The organism is Micromonospora sp. DT48 (genome assembly GCF_049844495.1).
Classification (GTDB): Bacteria; Actinomycetota; Actinomycetes; order Mycobacteriales; family Micromonosporaceae; genus Micromonospora.
On record NZ_JBNCLE010000027.1, the window covers coordinates 1 to 13,937 of the forward strand.

Genomic DNA, 13,937 nt, shown 5'->3' on the forward strand with positions numbered 1-13,937 from the left:
CGCGAAACCCAACCCCAAACCGAGAAGATCAACTGCCCAGATCACGGCCTTGATCAACAGCTAGCGAAAGACCGAGGGTAGTAGCCGTCTTCGGGACAATTGACGCTATCGATTGGACGGGCCCCGTCCTGTCAGCGACACGACGCACCAAGCGGGAGTGTGCCCGACTGGTGCCGCGATGGGCCAGGAAGTGGTCCAGCCGAACAACAGCCAGCCGTCGGGACGGGTCTGTGCGGCCACTGCTGCGAGGGCAGCTTGCGGAACGTGAATTGGGCGGTGGAGGACCACCAGCGACGGTGGTGCGCATTGCCATGTTCGCGTCGGGCCACGGTGCCTATACGGGTGGCTGTGCCACGCTTCAGGAGTGGGACCGGGAGAGCGGGTTCAACGGCTGGTCATGGCCGCCGAGCTGTACGCCATCGAGGTGAGTACGGCCTACGACGAGGTCGTCGAGCAGGTCATTGCCCGGGTAGCCGATGCCGGGAGTCTGGGCAAGCTCGACCTGGGGGCTCTGAGCGCCTGGAAGCGACTACGCGCGGACACCCCTTGGATGGCGCGTTTGATGAGCCGCCCCGAGCAGGAGATCCGGCAGCACACCGAGCGGGCCGTCACTGCCGCCCAGGACGAGTCACGAACGGTTACGGAGGCAGCAGTGGCCGCCCGCTCCGCTCTCAGACCATTGCCGGGGTTTAACCACGGAGATGCCCTAGCGTCGGTCGTGTGCTTTGCAGCGGCGCCGACGCGGCTCGCCGTATACGACAGGCGAGCACATGCAGGCTTGCAGCAGTTGGGCCTCATGCTCGACAGCCGGCCCGGTGGTTACGGTCGCTACCTCGCGCTCGTGGAGCAATGCCGCGCCGAGTTGGCCAGCCAAGGTTACGAATGGTCCGCGCGTGAGGTAGACCTCGCGCTCTACCAGCTCGGTGGCCGGAAGCAACGGTAGGTTTCGCCGCACCCGGGTGTGGGATCGATCAGCCGTCGACGTAACCCCCGTGCCCATCCTGGCCGGCACAAGGGTCAGTTCTTGCCCAGATGTACCTCGCCGTCAACAGAAAGAGAGCCGTCTTCTCGCTCGGTGTCGGCGAGCGCAGGGAGCCGCAGGTTAGCTCGCGCCACAGTGGGTGACGGTAAGTTGATCTCGGCGGCGGTGAGGACACGGTGCCCGTAGGTGGGACGGCCAGCTGGGATCGCCGCCGGAATCCGAGCGCCGGTTGTGGCGCCCGGATCCCCGGTGGATGGCGGTTGACCTGCTCTGTTACAGCTGGGCGATCAGCGGCTGTGCGTGCGGGTCGAAGTTGTATCCGTCGTCCCAGGGGAATCGGCCCTGCTGGTCGGGCCACACCAGCTGTTGGAGGCGGATCTGGTCGCGGCCGTAGCGGTTGATCGCCATCGCGGGTAGCAGTTCGTCAGTGGGTGGTCCGTCGATGATGGTGGCGTCGTAGCCGGCGATGAGGTCGGTGATGCGCTGGCCGTGGGTGAACCGTTCGGCCTTGTCGTAGACCCGGCGGGCCAGGTCGTTGAGCAGGCTGTGGGCGACCTCGGGTGGCAGCCCGGCGGCGATTAGTTCGGGATAGTCGTGGGCGGTGAGTCCGACTGTGTAGGCGAACGGGGCGGTGGTGTCAGGGTCGTCGTCGGTGGGCAGGACGTGCGTAACGGCCCAGCCGGCGGTGTCGATGATCTGCGTTTGGCGCCGGAAAAAGTCGTCGATGTCACGCACAGTGGTGTCTCCTGGGCATTCGGAGGTACGGGCGGAGTTCGGGTCGGGTGGCTCGACGTCGACGAAGCCCCAGAGTCGTTCCATGACCTGGAGTTGCCAGGTGCGGTAGCGGTCGGCGAAACCACGGCAGAGCGCGGGCGGGACCGGGCCGGCGTAGGGCAGCGTCGAATGGCAGATGATGTAGCCGGCGTCGCCGCGCGCCTCGGCGACCATCTGCTTGAGTCGGCCGGGGTCGAGGTGCATCGGGTTGCCGGGCTTGAAGATGCAGGTGTCGCATTCGCGGGCGAGCCGTCGGGTCTTGCGTAGTTCCGGGTCGCCGACGCCGAGTCGGGGTGACCGGTCGGCCTCCGGTTCGTCGGCGGGTTCGAACATGCTGTCCATAGTCAACTCCTTGTCGTTGCGGCGCGGGGCCCGCATCCGTGAATGCGGGCCCCGCGAATCCGGGTGAACGGAGTTCCTCGGTGCCGGTAGGGCCTGGTCAGAGCTGACCCAGCCAGGTCAGCACCGTGTCGACGTCGGCACGGCGCAGCCCGTGGTACGGGTCGACTGGGTGGAGCAGGGTGGGTGCGCCGTCGGTGGTGCGATGGTCTGCGGTGGTGGGGTCCTTGCCGCCGAACTCATCGTCGAGGACGGCGAGTGGCCGCCGCAGGGCCCAGGCGCACAGGGGGCTGAGTTTGTTCTGGTGGCCGCAGCGGACCCCGCCGGCGTGGACGGGGACGTGCGGCCAGGTGGTCGGTAGGCCGAGCCGTGGCGCGATCCATGCGGCGGCGAGGTGGTTCCAGCTGGTGCACCACACCGGTTGGGCGCGCTCGGCCAGATCCCGCAGCCACGGCCCGTGCCCGGGGTTCAGCCAGACGGTGCCGGTGACGTGCCGACCGTCCGGGCCAGGCCCGTCGTAGCGGGGTGGCCGGTAGCCGAGTGTCTCGGCGTGGGCCGGGTTCGCGGGGTTGAGGACACCGTCGACGTCCATGGCCACGATCGGTGAGGAGTCGTGGTGTGCCAGCGGTCGGGTGCTGGTCACGGCTGGGCCTGCTCGATGGTGATCGCGTGCAGGGGCACAGTGAGCCGGTCGGCGGTGCGGCCGGGTCCGTCGGCGGGTTGCCACGTGTCGGCGGCGGCGTGGTTGGGGAACGGGCCGACGGCGGCGAGCCAGCCTTCGGTGCGGTCGAGCAGCACGAGAACGGCGGTGCGGGCGTCGTCGAGAGCCGGCCGCAGGATCGCGGCGAGGTCGAGCGGTAGGTCGACCCAACTGGTGGCGGGTAGATCCATTACGGCGGGGTCATGCAGCGGTACGGGCCTTGTCACGGCGAGCGTGGTGCTGTCGAGCGCGAGCGTGGCAGCGTGGGAGTGGGCTGCTTCGGCGCCGCTGGTGGGGCCGTGTGCGCCGAGGTCGCCGCTGGTGTGGACCGCGAGCAGCGCGTGCGGGTCGCGGATCTCCAGGGAGTCAAGGACGGCGAGGGTGACCATGTCTCCGGTACGCATGTCGCGCAGGGTGAGCAGGACCGGCCGGCCGTCCGGCTCCCGGTTCCAGGTAATGGCGTCGAAGTGTTCGCTGGTGACGTCATTGAGGCGTCGCCAGGCGCGGTTGTCGGTGTCGAAGGGGTGTTCGTCGTCGGTGCCGTAACGCATGAGGAACTCCTTGATGGGCAGCGTCGTACCGCGTCCGGACCCGAGGTCGGTCAGGACGCGATGCATGCACGCTTCGATGGCGTGGGATGGTCAAGTCGCGAGGGCGGCAGCGAGCCCGTTCGGCATCGGCCATCCGCGAGATGCGAGTGGGCCGCCTGTGGCGGCCCCGCATTCCAGGCCCTGGTATGTCGTGGATCCCGGCGTGCGGCGCTGCGCGGGCCGCAGCAGGTGCAGCGCTGCGGCGCCGCGGCGCGGAGTGGGAGTGGTTGGCTGCCGGCTCCGGCCCGCTCGGCCGGGATTCAGGCCTGGGTGAGTGCGGTGACGGCGGCGTCGGCGATCACCGCGATGGCCTCGGCCGGGTCGGTGACGGTCAGGGTGGTGGCGTGGGTGAAGGTGTGCCCCCAGACCTGGTCCGGGTCGGTCGGTTCGCCGGGGGTGGGTGGGTCGGCGGGGTGGAGCCACAGCACGGCGCAGCCGGCGCGGTGCAGGGTGGTGACGAGTTGTTGGCCGGCGGGGATGTCGTCGAGGTAGCCGTCGGATACGACGGCGAGCATCCGCAGGGTGCGGCCGTGGCGCAGGTCGAGCAGTTGGTCGGCGACCTTGACCGCTTCCGGGAAGGTGGCGGTGGCCAGCCCGGTGCGCATGTGCAGCACCTGCCTGGGGTAGGTGCGTGGGGGCACCAGGACGGTGGTGCGGTCGCCGAACCCGATGGTGGTGGTCGTGGCGTCGGCGCGGCGTGCCGCGTTGGCGAAGATCCACGCGGCGGAGGACATCGCCTCGGTGTAGCGGCTCATCGACCCGGACAGGTCGACCAGGATCGCCAGGTGTAAGCGGGGTTTCTCCGGCGGCAGTTGGGCGCGTTGCTGCCACGGGGCGGCGGTCGGCATTTGCCCGGCGGCGGTCTGCGCTTCGGCGGTGATGGCCTGCCGGGTCCGCAGCCGACCGGGTGGGATCGCCGACGGTCGCCGGCCGGGCTCGGGGTGGCGGGTGCGGGCCTGCCGCAGCCGGTTGGCGAGGTCGCGGGCCGCGCGGTGTTCCTGCTCGGTCGGGTCGGTACGGTTCCACTCTGCTGGTGGGCTGTGCCGGTGGGACAGCAGCGCCGCGGCGTACTCGGTCGGGGTGAGGCCGTAGGCGGCGGCGAGGTAGTCGACGAGGGCCGCAGCGAGGCGGCCGGGGAACAGGCCGGCGTCGGGTACGGGCGTGTGGTACTGCTGGTCGGGGTCGACGCCGAGGACCTGACACCATCGCCAGGCCAGGGCGATCATGGTGTCGGCATCGGCGTCGTCGCAGCCGTGGGCTTGCCGCCAGATGTCCCGCAGTTGTCGCAGGCGTTTGCGGCCGAGGACGCCGGTGACGGCGGCGCGGACGGGGCGGACGTCCTTGCTGGTGACGATGCGGGCGTCGACGCGGGCCAGGAGCAGGGCGGCGAGCTGTCCGGCGTGCCACGCGTCGTCGACGGCCGCCGCGTCGGGGTCGAGGAGGGTCTTCACGACGTGGCGCAGCCAGCGACGGTCGCCCCGGCGGCGGGCACGGTGGCGGCCTTCGGCCCGGGATTCCTCCAGCAGGTCGGCGACGGTGGCGAGGATCGGCGGGGTGCCGGGCGGGGTGGCCCAGCGGCTGTGCGCGGCGTGCGCGGCGCCGTGCACGAGCAGCCCGTAGCCGGTGGGCACGAGCCGCTTGTGCCGGGCCTTGGCCGGGTCGGCGATGTCGGGGCGGTCGGCGATGTAGGTGGCGTCGACCTCGATGCGGCGCAGGTCGGGGTAGAAGCACTCGGGGGCGTCACCGGCGGCGCCGGGGGCGACGAGGACGGTGAGGTCGGTACGGCCGGTCAGCAGCGGGACGTGCCGGGTCCACGCCACGGACCAGTCATGCCAGTCGCTGGCGCCGGCCGGCATCGGCGATGCTCCCTGCTGTAGGTGGGTGCTGGGGTGTGACACGGATTGGCTCCTTCCGGGAATCTGAGGTGGATGGGGTCAGCGCTTGCCGAGGGCGAGCGCGCTGATGGGAGTGCCGGTGTGTCGGGTCAGCGCCGCGGTGACGTCGTCGCGGGCGTCCTCGGGGGCGATGCCGGCCAGGTTCGCTAGGGCGGCGGTCATGCCCAGGTGGTCGCGGACCTTCACGAAGCCGAGCAGCTCGCGAAGCTGCGGCGCCCACACCGTCTTGCCGGCGGCGAGGTCGGCGTTGAGGTCGATCGCCGCGGCCACGACGGGTTTGGGGACGCCGAGCTGGCGGGCGAGGTCCCAGTCGGTGGTGACGTGCAGGTGGACGGTGAACCGGGAGGCCAGGGCCTCGGTGAGCACCGCGCCGTGTACGCCCGGGTTGTGGCCGGCGACGATGTAGAACCCGTCGACGGCTTCCACGGTCTCGTTGCCGTGGGCGGGGATGGTGATGACACCTCGGCCGTCCATGGCCGGGTACAGCACGGCCAGGACGCGGGGCGGGATGAGGGTGGCGTCGTCGACCAGCAGCACCCGCCCGTCGCGCATCGCGGTGACCAGGGGTCCGTGGACGAACTCGTAGCCGCCGCCGGGGATCGGGGTGTAGGAGCCGAGGAAGTCGTCGACGACGGTGTCGCCGGTGCCGGCGACGGTGAGCAGGTCGGGGAACGCCGCCTCGACCATGGCGGTCTTGCCGGTGCCGGGCGGCCCGTACAGCAGCACGGGTACCTGCTGGGTGCGTAGCCGTCGCAGTTCCTCGACGTCCCAGCCCCGGCCGAGCCGCCGCGGGTGGTACAGCGTCCCGTTCGGTCGCCGTACCGGGACGGGCCGGGACCGACGGCCACCACCACTGCTGGCGGGGGTGCGGGGTGCGGCGGGTGGGAGGGTGCCGGCGGCGTCGATGCCGGCCTGGGTGATCTGGAAGCGGTGGTGCGGGTCGCGGTGGTGGGTGGCGTGCCCGGCGGCGGCCATTTTCCTCAGCGCCTCGAACACCGCGCCGGAGGATGGTGCGCCGATGGCCCGGGTGATCTCGCCGACCTTGAGGATGGTGTCGGGGTGGTCGGCCAGGTGCAGGGCGACCTTGCGGTAGAGGTAGCCGGACCGGCCGGAGCCCGTCTCGGTGGCGGAAGTGCCGGCGCCGCCGGCCGGGGCCGGGTCGTTTTGCGGTGGACCGGCCGGCGGGGGTGGTGTGGTCATGAAGTTGCCTTTCAGGGGTCGGGCCCGCGCACCCGTCTCCGGGTGCGCGGGCGGTGGGTACCGCACAGCGGAGACGGGTGGGGCCAACCCCGTGCCGGGCCGCGTCGGGCCGGGCAGGTGGGCGACCACACCCCGGTGGTGCTGAAGGGTTACGGCGACGCGCAGGGTCGCCGCTGGTGCGTGCTGGTCGGTGTCGAGGCCGCGCGGGCGGTGTCGGCGCCGACGATGGAACCCCCGCCGGTTCAATCGATCAAGTCGCATTGGTTGGCGGGTGTGGGATGCGGGATCGCCGGCTGACTACGTGTGCACGGTTAGGGCCGGGAGCGATGTTGGTGGCGCGGTCGTGGTCAGTCGGCGCAGCCCCGTTCGCAGCCCTGCGGGTCGCACTGCTGTCCCTCGGCCATCCGGGCCAGGGCCAGCCTGTCGTCGCCGTCGAGGTCGTCGAGCAACGGCCAGCCGAACCCGTCGGCGAACGCCTTGACCTTGGGCGCCCCATACATCGGGTAGCCGGCGTGGTCCATCGCCGCCACGATGTCGTCGCGGCCGAGGAGCCAGGCGAGTTCGCTGAGCTTGTCCACCGACCGGCTCGCCGAGTTGCCCCGGTGGCCGAGGATCTTCCCGATAGCGAAATCGAGGTAGTCCCGGGCGTAGGTCTCGTGGTCGACCCGCTGGGTCCACGCCTCGGGATGTCGGGGGGTGATGACCTGGCGGGCGTGGTCGAGGTCGAGTGCCTCCACGAGCACCTCCTCGCGGAAACCGAAGATGTCCCCGCAGTCGGCCCGCAGAGCCCGGATCCGGGTGACGATCTCCTCTTGGGTACGGATGGTCACTGGTTTCCTTCCAGGCGGTCGTACCTGTCGTGGGTGTGTCGGATGCCGCCGCCGAATTCGGCTCCGCCTCGGCAGACGCGGCATGGTTGGGGTGTCGGCCTATGCCTGGTCGGTGTCGGGCAGGTCGCCGACGATCCGGTCGCAGGCGTACGGGTCGACGGCCTCCCAGCACCAGCTACGGCCCATCACCACGTACCGGCCGTCACCGTCCGGGGTGATGCGGTCGATGGCGTCCGGGTCGTCGGACAGGGCGCGCTGGTCGGCGACGATGACGTCGCCGTCGAAGGACAGGTCGGCCAGTTCCGCGTCGACCCGCCGGTCCAGGTCGTCAACTGGTACTCCCTGCTCGCGCAGGCGGTGGCGGTACTGGTCGCGGTGACGCTGCTGGTCGGCGACGATCGCCTCGGCCACGCCGCGGGTGCAGGCAAACACCGCCCACCCGTTCCAGTGGTCGATCAGGGTGCCGACGAACCCGACCTCGATCCGGTCGTCGCCGTCGGGGCCGGTGGTGCGCGCCCAGTCGCCCGCGAACACGCCGACGCCGCCGATACGGACCCGGTCGGGGCGAAGATGGGATACGTCGCGGCCGGTGGGGCTGGCCGCGAGGTGACACAGTTGCGTGACACGGTCGGTGGCGGCGGTGTCGTAGGCGTCGCGGTAGACGGCCATCGCCTCGTCGCGCTGCGGGATGCGCAGCCCGAACCAGCTGGTGGTGTCGCCGGTGGCGTCGGCGAACAGCTCCCACCCGGCGATGTCGACCGACTCTCCCGCCGAGGTGAAGCGGGGCAGCGAGTCGAGGGCGGCGGGATCGCCGTCGGCGACGCCGGCCAGGATCCGGCGCGCGGCCAGGCGGGTGTCGCCGCCGGCGCGGGCGCCGATGGTGTCCTGCGCCCACCATTCGGCGGCGGTGCGTCCGGCTTCGGCACCGGCGGAGCGCATCCGCTGCAGCGCGGCGGCCCATCCGGTGGCCTCGGCGACCGGATCGCCGGTGGGCGACGGGGTGGTGGCCGGTGCGATGCGGTCACCGGCGTCGAGGCACATCGACAGGGTCGAGCCGCTGTCCCAGGTGACCTCGACGATGTTGTGCCGCTGGTCGTGGCGGCGGACGGTGCCGGTGTCTCCGGGGCGCAGCAGGGTGTGCGGGTCGCTGGTGTGGACCAGGGCGACACGCTGGCCGGCCTCGTAGCTGGTCATAGTGGTCTCCGATCGGTCGTCGGGGTCGGTGGAAGGACCGCCGTCATCGGCGGCCGGCGCGGGCATGTGGTCGGTGTTCACCGGGCGCTGCCCGTCGCGTCACCGGTGGCGGGCTGCTGCGGCGGCCAGGGCCTGCGGACGAGGTGGTCGCCGAACATCGGGTCGGTGACGACCGAGGAGCCGCAGCGGGTGCAGGTGGTGGCGGTGTCGTAGCCGTAGCCGGCCATGGACGGCACCTCGACGTGGTCGATCTCGTCGACCGCGCCGCAGACGGTGCACACCGTCATCTCCGGGCCGCCCTCGTTGAGGGCGGGTGTGGTGACGAACAGCTCCTCGACCGGGTCGAGGTGGTGTGCGCTGTGCCGCAGCCAGCGGCCGTGGACCGTCGCCTCGTACACCACCAGCCGCCGCTGGTCGAGGTGCAGCAGATACAGCCACTCGAGAAACCCGTCAACGTTTTCCCGCAGCGAGCCCCGCCGGTTCGTGTCGTCCTCGGTGACGACCGGGTAGCCCAGCCCGGGCACGGGCGGCTGCCGGTCCCACGGGCGGGGCTTGGGGTTGATGGCGAGGGACCACCAGTTGCGGGCCAGCAGCGCGGCGGCCATGGCGTCGGTGTCACGGCCGAACGTGTCGGTCCAGATCCGGCGCAGCAGCGGCACCAGAACCTGCGGATCCTCGCCGAACTGGATCAAGCGGGCGGTGTAGCCGCCGCGGAACGCGGCAACGCCGATCAGCGTGGGTGTGCTCACGTGCCTCTCCTCCTCAAGGGGTGTGTGGGTGGGGGTTGCGGCGGTCGTCCCGGGCGGGACGGCAGCCGAGCTGGGGTGACCGTGGATCCGCCGGCATCGCCTCTAGGGCCTTGTGCCGAGCGGGGCGTTCTGAGCCGCCATGAAGGGCACCGGGTCGATCGCGCCGTTCGGGCTGGCATCGCCGTTCTGGTGCACCTCGAAGTGCAGGTGCGGACCGGAGCTGCGGCCGGTGGAGCCGACGACGCCGATGGGCTGGCCAGCGGCGACCGGCTGCCCAACCGTCACCATCGGCGGCTGGTCCATGTGGCAGTAGCGGGTGAGCAGCCCACCGGCATGGTCGATGTCGACGTACCAGCCGCAGCCGCGCGTGAGAACGGGGTCGCCGTCGCGGTCGCAGCCCCATTCGGCACCGGTGTCGGCGTGGACGGCGTCGCAGCGGACGGTGCGGACGGTCCCGGCGGACGCCCCGCGGATGACGGTGCCGCGCGGGGCGCTGAGGTCGACGCCGTCGTGGCCCGGCCGGTCACCGGTACGGAACCCGGATCCGACAGGGGCGAGGACTGGCTGCGTCCACGGGCCGACGGCCCCGCACCCGGCCAGGCCGCCGGTGGGTAGACCGGCGGTGTCGGCGATCGCGGTGACCAGCTGGGTGGCCGGTCCCTCCCATCTCGCGTAGGCATCGGGAAAGGCGCTGACCTGCACCGCCTGGGCGGCCTCCATCAGCGGCATCGCCTGCCAGCCGTCGACGGCCTGCAGCCTCTGGTAGAACGTCGTCGCCGCGTACTGCGGGTCGTGCAACTGTCCCGGTGTGCCCCAGCCTTGGGAGGGTCGCTGTTGGAACAGGCCGACCGAGTCGCGGTCCCCACCCGGAATGTTGATCAGGGAGGATTCCTGCATCGCGGTGGCCACGGCGATGACCCAGCCCCGCGGCGGGACGCCGAGGCGCACGCCGACGGCGGTGATGGTGGCGGCGTTGCCCACCTGCTCGGCGTTCCACTCACCGATCGGAGCGATCCCGTCCTGAGCGGGGCCGTGCGCTGCCGACGAGGCGGTGGCCGTGACGCTGGCGGGCATACCGCAGGCACCGGCGCCGCCGCTGAAGAGCAGGGTGGTGGCCAGCCCGGAGCACAGCAGCAGGACGCCAGCGACCCCGATGGCGATCCAGGACAGCACGCGGATGGTCATGACGGGTCACTCCTTCACAGCAGGGCGGGGGGCGGCGGGCGGGTGGGGCGCGGGGACGGCGAAGGCCGCGCGGGCTTGGAGAGGCGTCGCGCGGCCTTCGGGCGGGTGCGGGAATCAGCGGGCGAGGACGGCGACTTTCTCGCCGTGCAGCAGGGGCGCCCCGTCGGGGCCCGTTCTCCGCACCACGAAGGTCATCGATTTCGATGGGCTATGCCCTGCGGTTGATTGCCGGGCCGCCGCTGCGTCGTCACCGTGGCGCTGCGGGAATGCGGTCGTTCGGTCGGCGCGAGGGCGACAGAATGGCCGCGACCATGGTGATCAGGGACGGAGGCGTCGGTGGGCGTGTCGCTGGGGACGACGTTGCGGCGGTGGCTGCGCGATATGAGTGTCGGCTCGAGCGAGTTGCCTGAACGTGACTATCTGCCTGAGCTGCCGCCCGTCGAGTGGCTGCGTGCTGGGGCTGGCGGGTTCGATCGAGGTGTTAGTCCGGCGGAGTTCTCTGCCGGGTTGCTGACGGTGGCCCGCGATGGTGAGCCGGGTATGCGGGCCGCGGCCGTGGATGCGCTTGGTTCCGCCGAGGCGCGGTGGTGGTTGGCGGTGGATGGAGCGCTGCGGGAGCAGTGGTGGTCGGCGCCGCGCTGGTCGCGGAGCCTCGCGGCGGACTTGGCTGACGGTGAGGTGGATCTACTGCACTTGGTCATAGCTGGCTGCCACCGTGACGGGCGGATCCGTGAGGCGGCGGTCGCTCACCTGGCGGATCACGCGCACCCGGCGGCGCTGGCGGTGCTGACGCTTCGGACGGTCGACTGGGTCGCTGAGGTGCGTCAGCGGGCAAGGAGTGCGGTGCAGGGTTGGCTGTCGTCATCGCAGGGGTCGTTGGCCCAGCTGGCGGAGATGGCGTTCGCCCTGCGCGGTCGGGGTGAGGGCGCCTGGTTGGCCGAGCGCGTGGAGGGTGTTCTGCGGGACCTGCCGTTGGATGGCTTGGAGCCGTTGCTGATAGCGCGGGATCGCCGGACCCGGCGGGCGGCGTACCGCGCTGCGACAAGCGGGGGGCTGTTGAGTTTGCGCCGGTTGACAACGGCCGCGATGAAGGACGACGACCTGCCGATTCGGGCCCTGTGCGCCCGGGTTGCCGTGGAGTCCGCGACGAGTCCGGCTCAGCTGCGTGGGCTGCTGGTCAGCCGTACTGCGCTGGTGCGGGCTGAGGCGCTGCAGGCCGTGACCGCAGTCGGTGATCTGAGGGCGGCTCAAGCGGCGCTGCCTGATCGGCATCCCCTGGTGCGGGCCATCGCTCAGGCCGCGCTCCGCCGCAGCGGCGCCAATCCGGCAGAGTCTTATCGCCTGCTCGCCGGGTGGGAGCCACCGGCGCCGGGGGTGATTGCCGGGCTGGGCGAGACCGGTGACGCCGAGGACGCCGGCCTGGTTCGGCGATGGCTGGCGCATCCACGTTCGCGTGGTCGGGTCGAAGCAGTCCGAGCGTTGCGTCGCCTCGGCGTGGCCCCGTCGGCTGAACTGGTACCACTGCTGCGCGACGAGTCTGGAGCGGTGACCCGCCAGGTGGTGGTCGCCCTGCGACACGACCTCGGCATCCTTGACCCGGGAATGCTGCAGGCCCTGCTCGGTCCGGGCAACCCGCCTCATGTCCGGTTCGCGGGCTACCGGCTTCTGACGGCAGGGAACGCCTGGCAACGGCTGATCACCAACCTGCGGCTGATCGATGATCCCGACGACCGGTTGCGTGGCAGTGCGCGGGCGGACCTCACCGCGTGGCTCGATCGGCAGGCGGCTACGACCTATCACGGGCCGTCCCGCGAGCGTGCGGCCGAACTCGACAAGCTGATCGAGCATGCTCGCCCGATCCTGGGCGAGCACAAGGTCCGGTTGCTACGGTTCCACGCCGGCTTGCCCCAGCAGGCGGCGCTATGACCAGCGGCGACATGCCTCGTCCGCTCAGTGACATCGAACGAGGCGTCATCGCGCGTCTGCTGGCGGTGCCGTTTCCGGGGCGCGACGAGCTTCGCGCCCAGTTGCCGTTCGCGACCGTCGACGGTCAGTGCAGCTGCGGCTGTGCGACCGTCAACCTTGTTGTGGACCACGCCGCAGCGCCGGCCCCGGTGCTGTCCGGTGCGCCGGTATCGGCTGACATCAGTGACGGCGAGTTCTACGCCGGCGTCGTGCTACTCGTCGATGGTGAGGGCTATCTGTCCTGCTTGGAGACCTACTCCATCGGCGAGGAACCCGTTCGGCGGTTCCCGCCCGTCGAGCAGATCAACGCTCGTCCGCAGCGGTGACCGCCGGCCTTCCGCCGGGAGGGAGAGATATCAGCCGAGTGCGGTGGATCCAGATTCTCCGAGCCCGGTCTGCTGACGAAACCGTTCCACTTGTTGTTTCCTTCCGCTGCCTGGGCGCTCGCCGAGCTTGGCGTTCGGAATTCGGTGCCGGTGCTGCGGTCCGCCTGTCGGAGGCAGCGCGTCAGTGACGACGGGCCTGACTGGATGGAGGCGGTTTGCCATCCGCCACCCGCTGATGGTGCTGAGGCGCGGCTGGAGTTCCGGCTGCCGTTGACGGCTTCCGTTATAGCCGAGAACAAGCAAGACCAGGACTTAGCTCAAGATGACGACAACTTCGTTTGCGCCCTGGCCGCGATCACCGATTTCCCCTTGACCATGGGGCGGCCCACGGCCGCCCCATCCATGGCTACACTGGCCGCCGGGACCGCTACCAGCGTGAAGGGAGCCGCGTGAGCCGCCGCAGCCCCGGCAGTGTCGTGCGCACCCCGACCGGGACAGCCGTGCGCAGCGCCGGCAGCGCTGTCGGGTGGCTGGCCGTCGTCGTACTGCCCGCGATCACACTGGGTGCGGTGGCGGTGCGGTTGGCACCGCACGACGCGACGGTCACCGCAGCGTTGTGCACCACAACGGTGACTGCCCTGCTCGGCGGCCTGGCCGCCGGACGCCCCCTCCGCCTGCGGCAGCGGCCATACGCCCACCCCACGCCTGGCACCATCACCAACGGCGGCGCCGGCGGTGAACGCGCCCCAGCAGGGCGTTGATCGCCAGCCCACCTGACCCGGCGGCGACTGCCGCGCCAGCGATCTTCATCGCTTCTTGCGGTGTCGCGTTCGGGATCAGCCACAGCGCGACCACGACGGCGCACAGGTACAACAGCATTACACCGGCGAAGGTCCCCAGCCGCATGGCTACCTTGTGCCAGCCCAGCTTGATGTAGCGCCTCAGCGTGGCGTCGTCGTTCGTCGCCCGGGTCTCGTGCCGGTCGTCGTAATCCAGCCGATCCGCCGGTGGGGTGTTTTCCCGCACGGCAGGCGGATGCACCCGATCGGCTAAGTTCGTGGGTGCCGTCGCGTTCGGACGCGAGGGGGTCACGTCGGCCTCTGGCCGCGCAGCGGGTGCCGGGCAGTCGCTGGATGCTGGTCCGGGCCCAGTGATTTCGTTGCCGGCCGAAGTGGGTGCCGATCGCACCACGTGCCCCTGGTTGTCGC

The 13,937-nt window shown here is 71.1% G+C and carries 15 protein-coding genes; 5 read left to right on the plus strand and 10 right to left on the minus strand.

Translation table 11 applies throughout. From position 1 onward, the window contains the following. Window positions 1-397: 397 nt before the first annotated feature. Window positions 398-943, plus strand: a complete 546-nt coding sequence (locus tag ACLQ2S_RS24645; protein ID WP_425703178.1) for a hypothetical protein — start codon at window positions 398-400, stop codon at window positions 941-943. 312 nt (window positions 944-1,255) lie between these two features. Here the strand turns inward: ACLQ2S_RS24645 and ACLQ2S_RS24650 are convergent, their stop codons facing one another. The 5 genes from ACLQ2S_RS24650 to ACLQ2S_RS24670 all read right to left on the minus strand — a co-directional run bounded on the left by ACLQ2S_RS24650 (window position 1,256) and on the right by ACLQ2S_RS24670 (window position 6,480). Beyond that, entirely contained in the window at window positions 1,256-2,098 is an 843-nt protein-coding gene (locus ACLQ2S_RS24650) for a DUF4262 domain-containing protein (RefSeq protein WP_425703180.1), read from the minus strand. Between the two features lie 97 nt (window positions 2,099-2,195). Further along, the gene (locus tag ACLQ2S_RS24655; RefSeq protein WP_425703182.1) at window positions 2,196-2,738 is read right to left on the minus strand and encodes a hypothetical protein; all 543 of its coding nucleotides are present in this window, start codon (window positions 2,736-2,738) and stop codon (window positions 2,196-2,198) included. Next, the gene (locus ACLQ2S_RS24660) at window positions 2,735-3,412 is read right to left on the minus strand and encodes a hypothetical protein (RefSeq protein ID WP_425703184.1); all 678 of its coding nucleotides are present in this window, start codon (window positions 3,410-3,412) and stop codon (window positions 2,735-2,737) included. The genes ACLQ2S_RS24655 and ACLQ2S_RS24660 overlap by 4 nt, the downstream gene beginning before the upstream one ends. 233 nt (window positions 3,413-3,645) lie before the next feature. Further along, window positions 3,646-5,283 carry a VWA domain-containing protein gene (locus ACLQ2S_RS24665; RefSeq protein ID WP_425703186.1) on the minus strand — a complete coding sequence of 546 codons (1,638 nt, stop codon included), beginning with the start codon at window positions 5,281-5,283 and terminating at the stop codon, window positions 3,646-3,648. Between the two features lie 36 nt (window positions 5,284-5,319). Continuing rightward, window positions 5,320-6,480 carry an AAA family ATPase gene (locus tag ACLQ2S_RS24670; protein WP_425703188.1) on the minus strand — a complete coding sequence of 387 codons (1,161 nt, stop codon included), beginning with the start codon at window positions 6,478-6,480 and terminating at the stop codon, window positions 5,320-5,322. A 117-nt stretch (window positions 6,481-6,597) separates the two neighbouring features. Here ACLQ2S_RS24670 and ACLQ2S_RS24675 point away from each other — a divergent pair, with 117 nt between their 5' ends. Further along, window positions 6,598-6,777 carry a hypothetical protein gene (locus ACLQ2S_RS24675; RefSeq protein WP_425703190.1) on the plus strand — a complete coding sequence of 60 codons (180 nt, stop codon included), beginning with the start codon at window positions 6,598-6,600 and terminating at the stop codon, window positions 6,775-6,777. A gap of 50 nt (window positions 6,778-6,827) precedes the next feature. Here ACLQ2S_RS24675 and ACLQ2S_RS24680 read toward each other — a convergent pair whose 3' ends face one another. The 4 genes from ACLQ2S_RS24680 to ACLQ2S_RS24695 all read right to left on the minus strand — a co-directional run bounded on the left by ACLQ2S_RS24680 (window position 6,828) and on the right by ACLQ2S_RS24695 (window position 10,438). Next, on the minus strand, window positions 6,828-7,310 hold the full coding sequence (locus ACLQ2S_RS24680) for a hypothetical protein (RefSeq protein ID WP_425703192.1): 483 nt from the start codon (window positions 7,308-7,310) through the stop codon (window positions 6,828-6,830). Window positions 7,311-7,409: 99 nt separating this feature from the next. Beyond that, window positions 7,410-8,504: a DUF4314 domain-containing protein gene (locus ACLQ2S_RS24685; protein ID WP_425703194.1), complete on the minus strand. Its 1,095-nt coding sequence runs from the start codon at window positions 8,502-8,504 to the stop codon at window positions 7,410-7,412. Window positions 8,505-8,581: 77 nt separating this feature from the next. Further along, a complete protein-coding gene (locus ACLQ2S_RS24690) occupies window positions 8,582-9,253 on the minus strand; it encodes a hypothetical protein (protein WP_425703196.1) in 672 nt (223 codons plus the stop codon). Between the two features lie 102 nt (window positions 9,254-9,355). Continuing rightward, a complete protein-coding gene (locus ACLQ2S_RS24695; RefSeq protein WP_425703198.1) occupies window positions 9,356-10,438 on the minus strand; it encodes a peptidoglycan DD-metalloendopeptidase family protein in 1,083 nt (360 codons plus the stop codon). Between the two features lie 933 nt (window positions 10,439-11,371). Here ACLQ2S_RS24695 and ACLQ2S_RS24700 point away from each other — a divergent pair. From ACLQ2S_RS24700 to ACLQ2S_RS24710, 3 genes are all read left to right on the plus strand, one after another. Next, a complete protein-coding gene (locus ACLQ2S_RS24700; protein WP_425703200.1) occupies window positions 11,372-12,364 on the plus strand; it encodes a HEAT repeat domain-containing protein in 993 nt (330 codons plus the stop codon). Then, on the plus strand, window positions 12,361-12,729 hold the full coding sequence (locus ACLQ2S_RS24705) for a hypothetical protein (protein WP_425703202.1): 369 nt from the start codon (window positions 12,361-12,363) through the stop codon (window positions 12,727-12,729). The genes ACLQ2S_RS24700 and ACLQ2S_RS24705 overlap by 4 nt, the downstream gene beginning before the upstream one ends. Window positions 12,730-13,178: 449 nt before the next feature. Next, window positions 13,179-13,490 carry a hypothetical protein gene (locus tag ACLQ2S_RS24710; protein ID WP_425703204.1) on the plus strand — a complete coding sequence of 104 codons (312 nt, stop codon included), beginning with the start codon at window positions 13,179-13,181 and terminating at the stop codon, window positions 13,488-13,490. On the opposite strand, the gene ACLQ2S_RS24715 is transcribed toward ACLQ2S_RS24710, so the two are convergent. Then, complete coding sequence (locus ACLQ2S_RS24715; protein ID WP_425703206.1) at window positions 13,444-13,755, minus strand: hypothetical protein; 312 nt, start codon at window positions 13,753-13,755, stop codon at window positions 13,444-13,446. The genes ACLQ2S_RS24710 and ACLQ2S_RS24715 overlap by 47 nt on opposite strands. Window positions 13,756-13,937: the final 182 nt, after the last annotated feature.

Bases quoted from the DNA above. Each gene is read 5' to 3' on its own strand.
- ACLQ2S_RS24650 (WP_425703180.1), bottom strand. From the start codon at position 2,098: ATGGACAGCATGTTCGAACCCGCCGACGAACCGGAGGCCGACCGGTCA.
- ACLQ2S_RS24670 (WP_425703188.1), bottom strand. From the start codon at position 6,480: ATGACCACACCACCCCCGCCGGCCGGTCCACCGCAAAACGACCCGGCC.
- ACLQ2S_RS24705 (WP_425703202.1), top strand. From the start codon at position 12,361: ATGACCAGCGGCGACATGCCTCGTCCGCTCAGTGACATCGAACGAGGC.
- ACLQ2S_RS24695 (WP_425703198.1), bottom strand. From the start codon at position 10,438: ATGACCATCCGCGTGCTGTCCTGGATCGCCATCGGGGTCGCTGGCGTC.
- ACLQ2S_RS24660 (WP_425703184.1), bottom strand. From the start codon at position 3,412: ATGCATCGCGTCCTGACCGACCTCGGGTCCGGACGCGGTACGACGCTG.
- ACLQ2S_RS24685 (WP_425703194.1), bottom strand. From the start codon at position 8,504: ATGACCAGCTACGAGGCCGGCCAGCGTGTCGCCCTGGTCCACACCAGC.
- ACLQ2S_RS24645 (WP_425703178.1), top strand. From the start codon at position 398: ATGGCCGCCGAGCTGTACGCCATCGAGGTGAGTACGGCCTACGACGAG.